We start from the raw sequence: 15,272 nt of genomic DNA on the forward strand, positions 1-15,272 counted from the left end.
TCGCCCGCAAAGGTCCCTTTTACTACCGATGGTCGGAGGTGTTCGTACCCTCCCGTCCGCAACGTCCGTTTTGGTGCGCGATGGCCCTAAGTGGACGCGCGGCCCCTCTACGGCCCGTCTTCGTATGTGACGCCGGTCATGTGGGGTGCTTCACCGCCTCACCTACAGGGCGCGCACGCACCCCTACCGAGGGGCGTCGTCGAAGGTGACCGGCGCCTCGAAGGCGGCCCTGCGGGTGGCGCGGCGCAGCGCCCGCAGCACCGTCGCGCCGGCCGTCAGCGTCAGCACCACCGTGATCACGGCCCGCCCCAGGTCCCAGCCGAGGGAGGTGGCCAGGCAGTACGCGACGAAGCGGGCCAGGTTGGCGGACACCGGGTCGTCGCCGTCGAAGGCGATGTTCGACGCGAGCGAGCTCATGAAGGTCCAGCCCGCCAGGTTCATCACCGTGCCGTAGGCGAAGGCGGCCAGGAAGCCGTAGACGGCGAGCATCCACACCTCCAGGCGGCCCCGCAGCCGGTCCGGGCCCGGCAGGAAGCCGGCGCCCATGGTGAACCAGCCCATCGCCAGCATCTGGAACGGCAGCCAGGGCCCCACCCCGCCGGTGAGCAGCGCGGACGCGAACATCGTCACCGAGCCCAGGGCGAAGCCGAACCCGGGGCCGAGGACCCGGCCGCTGAGCACCATCAGGAAGAACATGGGCTCCAGGCCCGCCGTGCCCGCGCCGACGGGGCGCAGGGCCGCGCCCGCCGCCGCGAGGACGCCGAGCATCGCCACCGCCTTCGCGCCCAGGTCGGACTCCGACAGGGCCGCCGCCACCACGGCCACCAGCAGCACGAGCAGCCCCGCGAACAGCCACGGCGCGTCGCCCTCGTGCGCGTTGACCGCCGAGTCGGGCGGGGCGAGGAACGGCCAGCCGAAGCCGGCCACGCCCACCGCGCTCACCAGGGCCAGTGCCAGCCAGGTGCGGGGGCCGAGGCGCAGGGCGCGGGCCTGGCGGTCCACGGGCCGCGCGGGGGTGGCGGGGGCGCTCATCGCTCCAGCGCCTCCTTCACCTGGGCGACCGTGAGCCAGGGCTGCGGCGCCAGGATCTTCGCCACCTGCGGGGCGAACGCCGGGGACGCCACGACCACTTCCGCCGACGGGCCGTCCGCGATCACCTCGCCCTCGGCGAGCAGCACCACCCGGTGCGCCAGTTCCGCCGCCAGCTCCACGTCGTGGGTGGCCATGACGATGGCGTGGCCCTCGGCGGCCAGCCGGCGCAGGATCGCCGTCAGCCGGGCCTTCGCCGCGTAGTCCAGGCCGCGCGTCGGCTCGTCGAGCAGCAGCAGGGGCGGCCGCGCGGTGAGCACCACGGCGAGGGCGAGCGTGAGCCGCTGCCCCTCGGACAGGTCGCGGGGGTGGGCCTCGTCGGCGACCGACGGCAGCAGTTCGCCGAGCAGCGCGCGGCAGGTGCCGGGCTCCGCCTCGGCGTCCTTGTCGGCGGCCGCGCACTCCGCAGCGACCGTGTCCGCGTACAGCAGGTCGCGCGGCTCCTGCGGGACCAGGCCGACCTTGCGGACCAGATCGCGGGGGCGGGTGCGGTGCGGGACCGCGCCGCCGGTGCGGACCGACCCGGACGACGGGGCGACCAGCCCCACCAGCGCGCCGAGCAGCGTCGACTTGCCGGCGCCGTTGCGGCCCATGAGCGCGACCGTCTCGCCGGGCGACACCGTGAGGTCCACCCGGGTCAACGCCCGCACCCGGTCACGGCGCACGGCGAGGGACAGCACCTCGGCCACCGGCTCCGGAGTACCGTCGTCCTGCTTCCTCGCGCGCCCGAAGAGACGCCTCGCCGGGGGAGCCGTCCCAGGGGCGGCCGTGTCCCGCTCGGGCTGCCTCCCCTCCAGCCGTTCCCGCAGCGGGGCCGCCCTGCGGCGGGCGTCGCGGACCGTCAGGGGCAGCGGGGACCACCCGGCCAGGCGGCCCAGCTCCACCACCGGCGGGCACACCGGGGACACCGCCATGACCTCCGCCGGGGCGCCCATCCGGGGCCGCTCGCCGGGGCCCGGCAGCAGCACGACCTGGTCGGCGTACTGCACGACACGCTCCAGGCGGTGCTCGGCCATCAGGACCGTGGTGCCCAGGTCGTGCACCAGGCGCTGGAGGACCGCGAGGACCTCCTCGGCGGCCGCGGGGTCCAGGGCGGACGTCGGCTCGTCCAGGACCAGCACCTTCGGATGCGGGGTGAGGACCGAGCCGATGGCGACCCGCTGCTGCTGGCCGCCGGACAGCGTGGAGATGTGCCGGTCCCGCAGGTCGGCCAGGCCCAGCAGGTCCAGGGTCTCCTCGACGCGGCGGCGCATCACGTCCGGCGGCAGACCCAGCGACTCCATGCCGTAGGCGAGTTCGTCCTCGACCGTGTCCGTCACGAAGTGGGACAGCGGGTCCTGGCCCACCGTGCCCACCACGTCGGCGAGTTCGCGCGGCTTGTGGGTGCGGGTGTCGCGGCCCGCGACCGTCACCCGGCCGTGCAGGGTGCCGCCGGTGAAGTGCGGCACCAGGCCGCTGACCGCGCCCAGCACCGTCGACTTGCCGACCCCGGACGGGCCCACCACCAGCACCAGTTCGCCCTCGGGGACCTCCAGGTCGACGTCCCGCACGGCGGGCCGGGCCGCGCCGTCGTAGGTCACCGACACGTTCTCGAAGCGGATCACGTCGTCGGCTCCTTGCGGGGGTCGCGGGCCGCCTCGGGGGCGGGGGTGACGAAGGCGGGCAGCAGACCGAGCAGCACGGCCGCCGCCGGCCACAGGGGCAGGGTGGGCGGCTCCAGCGGGACCACACCGGGGTTCAGCGCCCCGGGGTCCAGCGAGCCGGCCAGGATCATGAGGGCCGCCACGGCCACGCCGGACGCGGTGACCAGCCAGGCGCGGGCGTCCCACGGATCGGGGCGGTAGCGGGTGCGCAGGGTGCGCCGCCCGCCGAGCCACAGACCCGCGAGCGCCGACGCGAGACCGGCCAGCAGCACGGGCAGCCCGTAACCGCCGCCCGCCGCGGTGAGCAGCCCGTACGTCCCCGCGCACACGCCCAGCAGACCGCCGAGCGTGAGGGCGGCGGTGGTGCGCCGCACGGCGTCGGGCACCTCGGCGGTACGGCCGTACCCGCGCGCGTCCATCGCGGCGGCCAGCGACACCGACCGCTCCAGCGCGCCCTCCAGGACCGGCAACCCCACCTGCACCAGACCGCGCACGCCCTTGTCGGGTCGGCCCCGCAGCCGGCGGGCGGCGCGCAGCCGCCGTACGTCGGCGATCAGGTTCGGCGCGAAGGTCAGCGCCACCACCACGGCCACGCCCAGCTCGTACAGGGCGCCGGGCAGCGACTTCAGCAGGCGGGACGGGCTGGCGAGGGCGTTCGCGGCGCCCACGCAGATCAGCAGCGCGGCCAGCCGCAGCGCGTCGTACAGGGCGAAGGTGAGGCCCTCCGCGGTGACCCGGCCGCCCAGGCGGATGCCCTGCGCCCAGTCGGGCAGCGGCACCTCCGGCAGCGTGAACAGCGTGTGGGTGCCGGGGATCGGCGAGCCCAGGACGACCGCGAAGGCCAGCCGCAGCAGCAGCACGGCGGCGGCGAGCTTCACGAAGGCGCCGTAGGAGCGGGCCCACGGCGTGTGCGGGCGGCGGACGGCCACGACGTACCCGGAGACGGTGATCAGCAGGGCGAGCAGCAGCGGGTTGGTGGTGCGGGTGGCCGCGGTGCCCAGGGCGAGCGCCCACAGCCACCACGCGCCGGGGTGGAGCTGGGCGCGGCGGGAGCGCGGGGCGGGGACGCCGACGGGCGGCGTCCCCCGCTCCGGGCGCGGCCGGGCGAGGCCCGGACCCCCGGAGCCGCGTGCCTCACGCACGGCGACGGACCTGCCACACGGCCGCCGCACCCAGCAGGAGCACCGCCGCCGCGCCCGCGATCAGCCCCGCGGAGGGCCCGGAGCCGCCCTCGTCCCGCGCGGACGACTCTTCGGCCTCGGTGGAGGAGACGGAGTCCTTCCCGTCCACGGCGATCTGCTCGCCGCAGCCCTTCGCCGGGTAGCCGGTGATCGCGCACAGCAGGGCGTTGCTGTCGTAGCGCAGCGGCTTCGCGACCGAGGCCAGCGCCTCCGCCGTGGTGGCGTCCTCGGCCACCCGCGCGCAGGCCGTGCGGCCGGCCGGCGGCTGCTCCCCGGACGGGGCGTCGGCGGGCGTGCCGAAGTCGATCACCAGCGCCACCCGCTTGGTGCCGTCCTTCGCGGGCGTCTTCGCGCAGACGGCGTCGAAGTCCGCGGTGCCGCGCGGCTTGGCGGCGTCGCCGGAGTCCTCGCTGACCGAGAAGCGGAAGCCCTGCACATCGCCGTCCGCGGGCCGCGCCAGCGACGGGCCCACGGTGGCGTACGTCCACGCCGAGCCGTCCCGCTCCCAGAAGGACCAGTAGCGGTACCCGGCGGCCTGGGCCTGGCCGACGCCCGCGAGGAGGGGCAGGAGCGCGGCCAGGAACAGCACGGTGACGCGGCGGATCACGGCTGCTGCCTCTTGGTGCGGTTGCTGATCAGGAAGCCGATGCCGATGCCGGCGACCAGGCAGACGCCGACGAACCACCAGACGCCGAACGGGGAGTCCGAGTCCTTCTCGTCCTCGGCCTTCTCCGTCGCCTTCGTGGTCTTCTCGGGGGCGGCCGGGCCTGCGGCCTGGAGCTGCTTCACCAGGTCCGTGCCGCCGAAGTCGCGCGGGTCCGCGCCGGTCGCGTGGGCGGCGAGGATCAGCTGCGCGTACGCGGCGGGCCCGCTCTGCGCGGCCCAGCCGGCGGCGTTCTTCTCCAGCCAGGCGTACGACTTCTCCGCCTGCGCCGTGTCGCCCGACGCGGCGAGCGCGACCACCGTGTCGGCGGTGTTGCCGACGTCGGGCTGGTCCTCGGCGCCCGGCGTCGCGGCGAGCAGGTGGCCCTTGGCGGCGAGTTCGCCGGCCAGGTGGGCGGCGCCGTTCGCGGCGGCCTGCTCCGGGGTGGCCGCCTTCACGCACTTGGCCGGGGCGCCGTCGCCCTTGCCGGGCTCGACCAGCAGGCCCTTGCCGAGCGCGCCGAGCACGCCCGCGGCCGTCGCGTCGGCGTTGGCGGTCAGCGAGCCGTCCTTCTCCGGCTGGTACGCGAAGGCGCCCGCGCCCTTGCCGGTGCAGGGCAGTTCGAGGCCGAGCAGCGCGTCGTAGGGGGACTTGCCGCCCTTCCGCACCTCGCCCGGCTTCTCGCCCGCGGCGGCGAGCGCGCCGACGACGACGGAGGTGGAGTTGGTGTCGCTGGGGGAGCCCGCGGTGTAGCCCCAGCCGCCGTCCTTGTTCTGCACCGACTTCAGCCAGCCGACGGCCTTGTCCGTGACGGCGTCGTGGCCGCCGAGCGCGGCGAGCGCCTGCACGGCGGCGGCGGTCTGGTTGGTGTCGACCATGGTCTTCGCGTCGCACGCGGCGGACGGGTCGGCGCGGAACGGCGCGAACGAGCCGTCGGCGCACTGCTGGCCGGTCAGCCAGCCGACGGCGGCCTTCGGCGGCTCGGCGCCCGCGGCGTGCTGGGCGAGCAGGGCGAGCGACTGGCGCCACACCCCGTCGTACTGCGGGTCGGCGTCCCCGTACAGCGCGGACGGCAGCGGCTGCGGGGAAGGCGACGGGGACGAGTCGGCTGCTGCCGGTGCGGCGGCGCCGAGGACGGCGACGGCGGCGAGCACCGCTGCGCTGCGGCGGACGTTCATGACGGGCGGGTGCCTCTCCCTGAAGAGGGCCGGGCAGCGCGGGACACCCCGGCGGCTCGGCTCCGTATACCTCGACGGTGCCCGTGCGCCGGCGGGCTGCCGGGCACGTGAGCCGGTCACGATCCGTGCGGGGCATTCCGGCTCACCGTCTCCACGACGGCTCACGGTTGCGGGTCAGCGCCGGATTCGCACCGGCTTCCCCCCGTACGGCTGTGATACGACGCGGCCACTCTACCCGCCCGTAGAACGGGCGTCCGGGGCGGCCGCGTGCGCGAGGAGAGGCACACAGGCCCGAGGTGACGGGGGTCACGGCACCCAGGGGTCGGCCCGCACCCGTGCGGGGCGGGTGCGGGCCGAGGGGAGGGGTGGGGGTCAGGAGGCGGTGCAGGCGCCGATCTGCGGCGGGGACGAGGAGGAGCCGTTGACGGTGAAGCCGAAGCTGGTCGAGGCGCCGGCCGCCAGCGAGCCGTTCCAGGTGGAGCGGACGGTCATCACGTTGCCGTTGTAGCTGGGTGACCCGTTCCACACGGAGACCACCTGCTGCGACGAGCCCAGGGTGAGCGTCACGGTCCACCCGGCGATCGGCGCGCTGCCCGCGGTGATGGTCACCCTGCCGTTGTAGCCGCCGTTCCACTGCTCGGACGTGGTGTAGGCGGCGGAGCAGGCCGCATTCGGGTCGCCCGGGTCACCGGGGTCGCCCGGGTCCCCCGGGTCGCTGGGGGTGCCGCCCAGCGCGCTCAGCACGGCGTCGTACGCGGGCTTCTTGTTGTAGTTGTCGTCGAACAGCAGCGGGGTGCCGCTCGACCGCCACGAGTACTTGTCCGGGATCCCCCACACCGTGATGCCGGTGCAGCGGCTCACCGCCAGGCAGGCGCGCACGACGTTGCCGTAGTCGGCGGCCTGGGCCTGGCCCGAGCCCTCGATGTCCAGCTCGGTGATCTGGACGTCCACGCCGAGGTCCGCGAACCGCTGGAGGTTGGCCTGGTAGTCGGACGGGACGGGGGAGTTGGGGTTGAAGTGCGACTGGAAGCCGACGCAGTCGATCGGCACGCCCCGGGCCTTGAAGTCCCTGACCATGGTGTAGACGGCATTGCTCTTCGCGTTGACGCCGTCCGTGTTGTAGTCGTTGTAGCAGAGCTTGGCGTTGGAGTCGGCCGCGCGGGCGGTGCGGAACGCCTCCTCGATGAAGCCGTCGCCCAGCTTGTCCTGGAAGGGCGAGGAGCGCCGGGCGCCGCTGCCGCCGTCCTGGAACGCCTCGTTGACCACGTCCCAGGAGTGGATCTCGCCCTTGTAGTGGGTCATCACCTGGGTGATGTGGTTGTTCATCGCCGTGCGCAGGTCGCTCGCGCCCAACTGGGAGACCCAGCCCGGAAGTTGCGAGTGCCAGACCAGCGTGTGCCCGCGGACGGACATGCCCTGGCCCTTGGCGTGACCGACGATCTGGTCCGCGCGGCTGAAGCTGAAGGAGCCCCGGCTCGGTTCGAGGGCGTCCCACTTCATCTCGTTCTCGGGTGTCACCGAGCTGAACTCGCGGTTCAGGGTGGCCGCGTACTGCGCCTCGCCGAGGTGGTTCGCGGCGACGGCGGCGCCGAAGTAGCGGCCCTTCTCGGCCGCGGCGTCGCCCAGGCTGTCGGCGGCGTGCGCGGCGCCCTGGGGAAGCGCGGCGAGGGCGCCGGCTGTCAACAGGGCGGTGGTGGCGGCGCTGAGCGCGGCGCGCAGCCCGCGCCGCGCGCGGGGGACGGCGCCCCCGGCTCTCCCGCGTGGCTCTGTCGTTCCCTTTCTGATCATGCGCATGTCATCCCTTCTCCGGCGGGTCCCATGGTGCGGATCGGGTGAGCGTGGTGCGGTGGGGGTGGCGCTGATGACACTGCTCGCGGTTGACGCTGCGGTGCGAAAATTTCGGACTCGGCTCCGAATTGCTGCGGTGACGATACGGAGGGCGGAACGGGTGGTCAACCGTTCACGCACACCGAATGCCAGGTCGACCGAAGAGTGGCCGGTGGGAGGGCTGAGTGACTCGGGACGGAAGCGCTTTCGAAAATTTCGTCAGGTGTTCCCGTGACGCGGCGGAGCCGTCAGGTCGATCAGCCGGCACACCGTTTCGATGTCCACGCCCACCTGCTCGATGGAGGCCCGCCCCGACAGCCAGGTGATCAGCGTCGAGTGCCAGGTGTGCCCGATCACCCGCACCGTCGACAGCTGCTCGGGCGTCGGGTCGGCCAGGTCCGTCGCGTCCAGGATGATCGCCGTCGTCCGCCGGAAGACCTGCTCCACCTCCGCGCTCACGCTGCGGTCCGCGAACGTCAGCGCCCTCACCATCGCGTCCGCCAGCAGCGGGTCGCGCTGCAGCGCGCGGAACGCCCGCATCAGCGTCCCGGCGACCCGTTCCGCCGCCGTCTCTCCGGCCGGCGGCTTCTTCCGCAGCGTCGCGTGCAGATGCTCCAGCTGGTCCCGCATCGTCGCCACCAGCAGATGGATCTTCGACGGGAAGTACCGGTACAGCGTGCCCAGCGCCACCTGCGAGGACTCCGCGACCTCCCGCATCTGCACCGCGTCGAAACCGCCCCGCGAGGCCAGCCGCGCGCACGCCTCGAGGATGCGCCGCCGCCGCGCCTCCTGCCGCTGAGTGAGCGGCGAGGCCGGCCCGGCGCGCCCGGCGTCCGGCGCCGCCTTGGTCCTGTGGGCATCCGCGGGCATGGGTCCCGTCCGTGACAGTCGGTGAGGATCGATGATCGGACAGCATGGCACGGCGCCGGCCGTGGCGTGAATCACCTGATCCACCGCTGCCGACGTTCTTACCTGCCGGTAGATTCAGTTCCTCCGAACGATCAACTCTGAAACTTGTTCTAGATCGGCGTCCCGTCGTACTGTCGCGGGACAGTGCAGGCAGAAGGGGGTCCCAGAGTGACCGCTGAGGCCAGTCAGGCCGGGCCCTCGGCAGGCCCCGCATCCGACGGCTCGCGACCGCTCCGCATCGCGCTCCTCACCTACAAGGGAAACCCGTTCTGCGGCGGCCAGGGCGTCTACGTGCGCCACCTCTCCCGCGAACTGGCCCGGCTGGGGCACCGCGTCGAGGTCATCGGCGCCCAGCCCTACCCGGTGCTCGACGAGGGGTACGACGGGCTGAGCCTGACCGAACTGCCCAGCCTCGACCTCTACCGGCAGCCGGACCCCTTCCGCACCCCGAAACGCGACGAGTACCGCGACTGGATCGACGCCCTCGAGGTCGGCACCATGTGGACCGGCGGCTTCCCCGAGCCGCTGACCTTCTCGCTGCGCGCCCGCCGCCATCTGCGCGCCCGCCGCGGCGACTTCGACGTCGTCCACGACAACCAGACCCTCGGCTACGGCCTGCTCGGCGACCTCGGCGCCCCCCTGGTGACGACCGTCCACCACCCCATCACGGTGGACCGCCGCCTCGAACTGGACGCCGCCGAGGACTGGAAGCGCCGCGCGTCGGTGCGCCGTTGGTACGCGTTCACCCGCATGCAGAAGCGCGTCGCGCGCCGGCTGCCGTCCGTGCTCACGGTCTCCGGCTCCTCCCGCGCGGAGATCGTCGAGGACCTCGCCGTACGGCCCGACCGCATCCACGTCGTCCACATCGGCGCCGACACCGACCTGTTCTCCCCGGACCCGTCCGTCGCGGTCGTCCCGGGCCGGATCGTCACCACCTCCAGCGCCGACGTACCGCTGAAGGGTCTCGTCTTCCTCGTCGAGGCGCTCGCCAAGGTGCGCGCCGAACAGCCCGACGCCCACCTCGTCGTGGTCGGCAAGCGCCCCGCCGAGGGCCCCGTCGCCCAGGCGATCGAGCGCTACGGCCTCGAAGGCGCCGTTGAGTTCGTCAAGGGCATCTCCGACGCCGAGCTCGTCGACCTGGTGCGCTCCGCGCAGGTCGCCTGCGTGCCGTCGCTCTACGAGGGCTTCTCCCTCCCGGCCGCCGAGGCCATGGCCACCGGCACCCCGCTCGTCGCCACCACCGGCGGCGCCATCCCCGAGGTCGCCGGACGCGACGGGGAGACCTGCCTGGCCGTGCCGCCCGGCGACGCGGGCGCCCTGGCCGCCGCGCTCACCCGGCTCCTCGGCGACGACGAGCTGCGCGCCCGCCTCGGCGCCGCCGGACGCGACCGCGTGCTGGCCAACTTCACCTGGGCGCGCGCCGCCGAGGGCACCGTCGCCCGCTACCGCGAGGCCATCGAGACCGCCCGCGCCCGCCGGGGCGCCCCCGTGCGCGCGACGGCCCCCGTCCCGCAGGCCTCCGCGCCCGTGGACCTCGACCTCGTCCCCGACGCTCTCGCGGACACGGGCGGCGTACCCGTGACCGCGGCCGACACCTCCGACCGTGAAAGCAGGGCCACGTGCTGACCGTCGACTTCTCCCGGTTCCCGCTCGCCCCGGGCGACCGCGTCCTGGACCTCGGCTGCGGCGCCGGACGGCACGCCTTCGAGTGCTACCGGCGCGGCGCCCAGGTCGTGGCGCTGGACCGGAACGGCGAGGAGATCCGCGAGGTCGCCAAGTGGTTCGCGGCGATGAAGGAGGCCGGTGAGGCGCCCGCCGGGGCCACCGCCACCGCCATGGAGGGCGACGCCCTCGCCCTCCCCTTCCCCGACGACTCCTTCGACGTCGTCATCATCTCCGAGGTGATGGAGCACATCCCCGACGACAAGGGTGTGCTCGCCGAGATGGTGCGCGTGCTCAAGCCGGGCGGCCGCATCGCTATCACCGTCCCGCGCTACGGCCCGGAGAAGGTCTGCTGGACCCTGTCCGACGCCTACCACGAGGTCGAGGGCGGCCACATCCGCATCTACAAGGCGGACGAACTCCTCGCCAAGATCCGCGAGGCCGGCCTGCGCCCCTACGGCACCCACCACGCCCACGCCCTGCACTCGCCGTACTGGTGGCTGAAGTGCGCGTTCGGCGTCGACAACGACAAGGCGCTGCCGGTGCGCGCGTACCACAAGCTGCTGGTCTGGGACATCATGAAGAAGCCGCTGGCCACCCGGGTCGCCGAGCGGGCGCTGAACCCGGTGATCGGCAAGAGCTTCGTCGCCTACGCGACCAAGCCGCACCTGCCGCGCGCCGAGGCGGACGCCACGTGACGACCTCCCGGTCGGCCGGCGACCCCCGCACGCCCAGCTCCGAACACCTCGTCCTCACGGGCGTGCTGACGCCCGAGGAGGCGGCGCAGACCGTCGCCGGCATCCTCGCGGTGCAGCGGGAGGACGGCGCGATCCCGTGGTTCCGCGGTCACCACCTCGACCCGTGGGACCACGTCGAGGCCGCGATGGCGCTGGACACGGCGGGCGAGCACGAGGCGGCCGAGCGGGCCTACCTGTGGCTGGCCCGGCACCAGCTGGACGACGGCTCCTGGTACGCGGCCTACGCCGACGGCGACCCGGACGACGTCACCGACCGGGGCCGGGAGACCAACTTCGTCGCCTACATCGCCGTCGGCGTGTGGCACCACTACCTCGCCACCGGCGACGACACCTTCCTGGACCGCATGTGGCCCACCGTGTGCGCGGCCGTGGAGTTCGTGCTGCGGCTCCAGCAGCCCGGCGGGCAGATCGGCTGGCGGCGCGACGACGACGGCACGCCCGCCTCGGACGCGCTGCTCACCGGCTCCTCCTCCGTGCACCACGCCCTGCGCTGCGCCCTGGCGATCGCCGAGCAGCGCGAGGAGCCCCAGCCCGACTGGGAGCTGGCCGTGGGCGCGCTGCGGCACGCCATCCGGCGCCACCCGGAGCGGTTCCTGGACAAGGACCGCTATTCGATGGACTGGTACTACCCGGTGCTGGGCGGCGCGCTGACCGGCGCCGAGGCGCGGGAGCGCATCGACGAGGGCTGGGAGCGGTTCGTCGTGCCCGGCCTCGGGGTGCGCTGCGTGGTGCCCAACCCGTGGGTGACGGGCGGGGAGTCGGCCGAACTCGCCCTGGCGCTCTGGGCGACGGGCGAGTCCGACCGCGCGCTGGAGGTGCTCCAGTCGATCCAGCACCTGCGCGATCCGGAGAGCGGCCTGTACTGGACGGGTTACGTCTTCGACGACGACGCCATATGGCCGCGCGAGCTGACCACCTGGACGGCGGGGTCGCTGCTGCTGGCCGTCGCCGCCCTCGGCGGTCACGAGCCGACCTGCGCGGTCTTCGGCGGGGAGCAGCTGCCGAAGGGCATGGACCCGGACTGCTGCCCGGACGCCTGAGCCGCAGGGCTCGTACGGGTCAGTGGCGGCGAAGCCGCCCGGCGATGGCGTGGCCGACGAACAGGTAGACCACGGCGGCGAGTCCGTAGCCGAAGACGACCCGCGCCCACTCCTCGTCGAAGGTGAACAGGTCACGCGACCAGGCGGCCAGCCAGTTCGCCGCGTCATGGACGAACCGCACCAGGTCGTTGGCCCGGTTGGCGTCCAGCAGGTACATCAAGATCCACAGTCCGAGGATGACGGCCATGACGTCCGCGATCACCGCGATGACCGTCCCCGCGGAGGTGGAACCAGAGCGATATCGAGGGGACATGAACTCCGTCTGGCCCCGAACGCCCGCTTGAAACCACGCCCGTTCGCGGGCGGCACGCGAACGGCCCCCCGCCCGGCAGGGCGAGGGGCCGTCGACGACGGGTCCGGGGCTCAGCCGCGCTGGATGCCCGACGTGTCCTGAAGGACGCCGCGGCGGCCGTCCTGCGTCTGCGCGACGAGCGCCTGACCGCGCTGCTCCACCGCCAGGTACCAGGTGCCCGGGGCGAGTTCGGCGATCGGGGTGGGCGAGCCGTCCTCGGGGAACAGCGGACGCGGCACCGGCACGGCGAACCAGAACGGCGAGAAGTCCGCGGCGGGCGGCGCGGCCGGCTGGCCCTGCTGCGGCTGACCGCCGTACGGCTGGCCCGGCTGGCCGCCGCCGAAGGACGCCGGCTGGGCGCCCGGGTAGCCGTAACCGCCGGGCGGCTGCGCGCCGTACGGCTGCTGCGGGGCGGCGGGACGGGCGGCCGGGAGCAGCGCGCCCTTGAGCGCCGGCACCAGCGGCGTGGCCACGGCGGCGGCCGCCATGATCAGCGTGGCGACGAGCGCGAGGATCAGGCCGAGGCCCGCGTCGGGGCCGTCGCCGCCGCCCTCGAAGTTGTCGGCGCCGCCGGCCGGGTCGAAGACGTTGCCCAGCGCGCTCCAGGCGGCGAACACCGCGAAGGCCACACCGAACGGCGCCAGGTCCAGACCCGCGACCTTCGGCGCCTGCGGCAGACCCCGGGCGACGACGATCAGGGCCGCGGCGATGAGGCCCGCCAGCACCACGCTCAGCAGCACCGGACCGCTCGCCCACAGGCTGGGGAAGTCCACGCTGTCCGGGGCGCCTTCGACCGAGTACAGATCGAGGAACGACGCGATGAACAGCAGTACGGCTGCTCCGATCACCACGCCGTCGCCTCGAGTGAGGGAGCGGATATTCACTTCAGGTCCTTCGTAGGTCGTCTCGTCGTCGGAAGAGGCGTCGCTGTCACCGGATCGCCCCGTAGGGTCCGGTGCGAAGCGCGGGGGCGGCCCCTGATCGTACGGACGACACTATCGTCCGCCGGATCGGGCTGTCCGCCCGGATCAGTGGGCTGATCCCTACCCGCGCAGGAAACTCACGATTCCCTCGGAAATCCCTTGCGCCGCTTTCTGCCGCCAGGCGCCGCTGGTCAGCAGCGCCGCGTCCTTGCTATCGCGCATGTTCCCGCACTCGATGAACACCTTCGGAACCGTTGACAGATTGAGACCGCCCAGGTCCTTCCGCGTGACGAGTCCGGTGCCGCCGCCGATGTAGTTGGACGGCGCGGTGCCGGTGACGCGCACGAAGTTGCCCGCGATGCGCTCCCCGAGTTCCCGCGAAGGCTCCACGACGGCGCGGGTGTCCGCCTCCCCGGCGTTCACCGGACCGGGCAGGATCACATGGAAGCCGCGGTTGCCGGCGCCGGAGCCGTCGGCGTGGATGGAGACGACCGCGTCGGCCTTCGCCGCGTTGCCGATCCGGGCCCGCTCGTCCACGCACGGCCCGTACGGCCGGTCGCGGTCCTGCGTCAGCTTCACCGTCGCGCCCTGCTTCTCCAGTAGGGCGCGCATCCGGTGGGCGACGTCCAGGGTGAACTCCGCCTCCGGGTAACCGTCGTTGGTGGAGGTGCCGGTGGTGTCGCACTCCTTGCGGTGCGTGCCGACGTCCACCTGACGGTTGATCTCCGCCGTGTGCTTGACGTTCGTCGGGTTGTGCCCGGGGTCGATGACGACGACCTTGCCCTTGAGCGGTCCTGCCGCGGCGGGCGCGGACGCGGAGGGCGTCCGCGGGGCCGGGGAGGACTCCTCGTCCTCCGCGGACGGGGAGACGCTGCCGACGGGGGAGGAGGCGGCGGGCGACGGCGTGCGGGGCGCGGCCGACGGGGAGCCCCCGGCCTCCGCGCCCGTGCCCTTGTCGTCCGTGGAGCCCGTGGCCGCGTACACGCCCCAGCCGAGCAGCCCGCCGCAGACGAGCGCGGCGAGCGCCACGGTCAGCGGACCACGGCGGGAGCGCCGCTGCGGGGGCGGATCGAAGTCGGGACCTGTGTACACCACGCAGCCACCCTAACGGTGCGCGGCGACCGCACCCGTACGGCGCAGGACGCGCAGCGACCCCGTGGCGGAGACCTCCGTGAACTCCCCGGACGCCAGCGCCCGCTGGTGCACGCGGTACGGGGCCTGCCCGGTGAACTCGTCCACCGGGTCGGGGAAGACGTCGTGGATGACGAGCAGCCCGCCCTCGGCGACGTGCGGGGCCCAGCCCTCGTAGTCGGCGCCCGCGTGCTCGTCGGTGTGGCCGCCGTCGACGAACACCAGGCCCAGCGGGCGCCCCCACAGGGCGGCGATCTGCGGGGAGCGCCCCACCAGCGCCACCACGTGCTCCTCCAGACCGGCCCGGCGCAGGGTCCGCCGGAAGGTCGGCAGGGTGTCCATCACGCCCAGCTCCGGGTCGACCGTCTCCGGGTCGTGGTACTCCCACCCCGGCTGCTGTTCCTCGCTGCCCCGGTGGTGGTCCACGGTGAGCGCGGTCACCCCGGCCGCGCGGGCCGCGTCCGCGAGCAGGATCGTGGAGCGGCCGCAGTACGTCCCGATCTCCAGCAACGGCAGCCCCAGCCGCCCGGCCTCGACGGCGGCGGCGTACAGGGCGAGCCCCTCGTCCAGCGGCATGAACCCCTTCGCCGCCTCGAACGCGTCCAGGATCGCGGGCTCCGGCGCCTTCACCATGGGGTCCGCCTCTCCGGAGGTCACAGATGTTTCCACGGGGCCATGCTGCCGTAGCCCCGGCGGGGGCGGTGAAGGGGGGTACCGGCAGGTAACCGGACGGGCGGCGCCTGTGCGGAGGCGGGCTCCGGCTCGACGGCGGCCCGTGCGCTGCGGCACGGGCCGTGCGCCGGAACGGGGGGTGCCGCCGCGGACCCCGGCTCGGCTTCGACGGTGCGCCCGGAGCGCCGGACGGTGGGGCGGCCCGCCTCCTGCGCCCGGGCGCTGCCGGTCGGGGCGGGCGGCGGGGGACGGCCGCCGTGCCGT

14 protein-coding genes and 1 riboswitch are annotated in these 15,272 nt (G+C 74.1%); of the genes, 3 read left to right on the top strand and 11 right to left on the bottom strand.

From position 1 onward, the window contains the following. Positions 1-183: 183 nt before the first annotated feature. The 7 genes from ACQY0Z_RS13700 to ACQY0Z_RS13730 all read right to left on the bottom strand — a co-directional run bounded on the left by ACQY0Z_RS13700 (position 184) and on the right by ACQY0Z_RS13730 (position 8,431). A complete protein-coding gene (locus ACQY0Z_RS13700; RefSeq protein ID WP_189904353.1) occupies positions 184-1,032 on the bottom strand; it encodes an ECF transporter S component in 849 nt (282 codons plus the stop codon). Then, positions 1,029-2,693, bottom strand: coding sequence for an ABC transporter ATP-binding protein (locus ACQY0Z_RS13705; protein ID WP_254586757.1), 1,665 nt, complete (start codon positions 2,691-2,693; stop codon positions 1,029-1,031). The genes ACQY0Z_RS13700 and ACQY0Z_RS13705 overlap by 4 nt, the downstream gene beginning before the upstream one ends. Further along, positions 2,690-3,874: an energy-coupling factor transporter transmembrane component T gene (locus ACQY0Z_RS13710; RefSeq protein ID WP_381730182.1), complete on the bottom strand. Its 1,185-nt coding sequence runs from the start codon at positions 3,872-3,874 to the stop codon at positions 2,690-2,692. Before ACQY0Z_RS13710 ends, ACQY0Z_RS13705 begins: the two co-directional genes overlap by 4 nt. Beyond that, positions 3,867-4,520, bottom strand: a complete 654-nt coding sequence (locus tag ACQY0Z_RS13715; RefSeq protein WP_439812331.1) for an SCO2322 family protein — start codon at positions 4,518-4,520, stop codon at positions 3,867-3,869. Before ACQY0Z_RS13715 ends, ACQY0Z_RS13710 begins: the two co-directional genes overlap by 8 nt. Next, positions 4,517-5,734: a prenyltransferase/squalene oxidase repeat-containing protein gene (locus tag ACQY0Z_RS13720; RefSeq protein WP_439812332.1), complete on the bottom strand. Its 1,218-nt coding sequence runs from the start codon at positions 5,732-5,734 to the stop codon at positions 4,517-4,519. The genes ACQY0Z_RS13715 and ACQY0Z_RS13720 overlap by 4 nt, the downstream gene beginning before the upstream one ends. A 130-nt stretch (positions 5,735-5,864) precedes the next feature. Beyond that, a riboswitch (cobalamin riboswitch) is annotated at positions 5,865-5,936 on the bottom strand. Between the two features lie 170 nt (positions 5,937-6,106). Then, positions 6,107-7,522, bottom strand: coding sequence for an endo-1,4-beta-xylanase (locus ACQY0Z_RS13725; RefSeq protein WP_439813362.1), 1,416 nt, complete (start codon positions 7,520-7,522; stop codon positions 6,107-6,109). A 258-nt stretch (positions 7,523-7,780) separates the two neighbouring features. Beyond that, the gene (locus ACQY0Z_RS13730) at positions 7,781-8,431 is read right to left on the bottom strand and encodes a TetR family transcriptional regulator (protein ID WP_439812333.1); all 651 of its coding nucleotides are present in this window, start codon (positions 8,429-8,431) and stop codon (positions 7,781-7,783) included. A gap of 207 nt (positions 8,432-8,638) precedes the next feature. Here ACQY0Z_RS13730 and ACQY0Z_RS13735 point away from each other — a divergent pair, with 207 nt between their 5' ends. The 3 genes from ACQY0Z_RS13735 to ACQY0Z_RS13745 are packed head-to-tail and all read left to right on the top strand — an operon-like array spanning position 8,639 to position 11,930. Then, positions 8,639-10,096, top strand: a complete 1,458-nt coding sequence (locus ACQY0Z_RS13735; RefSeq protein WP_189904345.1) for a glycosyltransferase family 4 protein — start codon at positions 8,639-8,641, stop codon at positions 10,094-10,096. After that, positions 10,090-10,830 (top strand): class I SAM-dependent methyltransferase, encoded by a 741-nt coding sequence (locus ACQY0Z_RS13740; RefSeq protein ID WP_189904344.1) that lies wholly within the window; start codon positions 10,090-10,092, stop codon positions 10,828-10,830. Before ACQY0Z_RS13735 ends, ACQY0Z_RS13740 begins: the two co-directional genes overlap by 7 nt. Next, on the top strand, positions 10,827-11,930 hold the full coding sequence (locus tag ACQY0Z_RS13745; RefSeq protein WP_189904342.1) for a prenyltransferase: 1,104 nt from the start codon (positions 10,827-10,829) through the stop codon (positions 11,928-11,930). The genes ACQY0Z_RS13740 and ACQY0Z_RS13745 overlap by 4 nt, the downstream gene beginning before the upstream one ends. A 19-nt stretch (positions 11,931-11,949) precedes the next feature. On the opposite strand, the gene ACQY0Z_RS13750 is transcribed toward ACQY0Z_RS13745, so the two are convergent. From ACQY0Z_RS13750 to ACQY0Z_RS13765, 4 genes are all read right to left on the bottom strand, one after another. Next, a complete protein-coding gene (locus tag ACQY0Z_RS13750; RefSeq protein ID WP_189904341.1) occupies positions 11,950-12,243 on the bottom strand; it encodes a hypothetical protein in 294 nt (97 codons plus the stop codon). A gap of 110 nt (positions 12,244-12,353) precedes the next feature. Continuing rightward, positions 12,354-13,166: a DUF5336 domain-containing protein gene (locus ACQY0Z_RS13755; protein ID WP_254586762.1), complete on the bottom strand. Its 813-nt coding sequence runs from the start codon at positions 13,164-13,166 to the stop codon at positions 12,354-12,356. 159 nt (positions 13,167-13,325) lie between these two features. Beyond that, entirely contained in the window at positions 13,326-14,300 is a 975-nt protein-coding gene (locus tag ACQY0Z_RS13760; RefSeq protein WP_381725353.1) for an N-acetylmuramoyl-L-alanine amidase, read from the bottom strand. A 9-nt stretch (positions 14,301-14,309) separates the two neighbouring features. Then, complete coding sequence (locus ACQY0Z_RS13765) at positions 14,310-14,969, bottom strand: class I SAM-dependent methyltransferase (RefSeq protein WP_189904413.1); 660 nt, start codon at positions 14,967-14,969, stop codon at positions 14,310-14,312. Positions 14,970-15,272 lie beyond the last annotated feature (303 nt).

Origin of the sequence: Streptomyces sp. P9-2, from assembly GCF_051903975.1 — a bacterium.
Lineage (GTDB): Bacteria > Actinomycetota > Actinomycetes > Streptomycetales > Streptomycetaceae > Streptomyces > Streptomyces cellulosae.

What these genes read in the sequence shown, in the direction of transcription:
- ACQY0Z_RS13730 (WP_439812333.1), bottom strand. Translation starts at nt 8,431, where the DNA reads ATGCCCGCGGATGCCCACAGGACCAAGGCGGCGCCGGACGCCGGGCGC.
- ACQY0Z_RS13725 (WP_439813362.1), bottom strand. Translation starts at nt 7,522, where the DNA reads ATGATCAGAAAGGGAACGACAGAGCCACGCGGGAGAGCCGGGGGCGCC.
- ACQY0Z_RS13750 (WP_189904341.1), bottom strand. Translation starts at nt 12,243, where the DNA reads ATGTCCCCTCGATATCGCTCTGGTTCCACCTCCGCGGGGACGGTCATC.
- ACQY0Z_RS13765 (WP_189904413.1), bottom strand. Translation starts at nt 14,969, where the DNA reads ATGGTGAAGGCGCCGGAGCCCGCGATCCTGGACGCGTTCGAGGCGGCG.
- ACQY0Z_RS13700 (WP_189904353.1), bottom strand. Translation starts at nt 1,032, where the DNA reads ATGAGCGCCCCCGCCACCCCCGCGCGGCCCGTGGACCGCCAGGCCCGC.
- ACQY0Z_RS13720 (WP_439812332.1), bottom strand. Translation starts at nt 5,734, where the DNA reads ATGAACGTCCGCCGCAGCGCAGCGGTGCTCGCCGCCGTCGCCGTCCTC.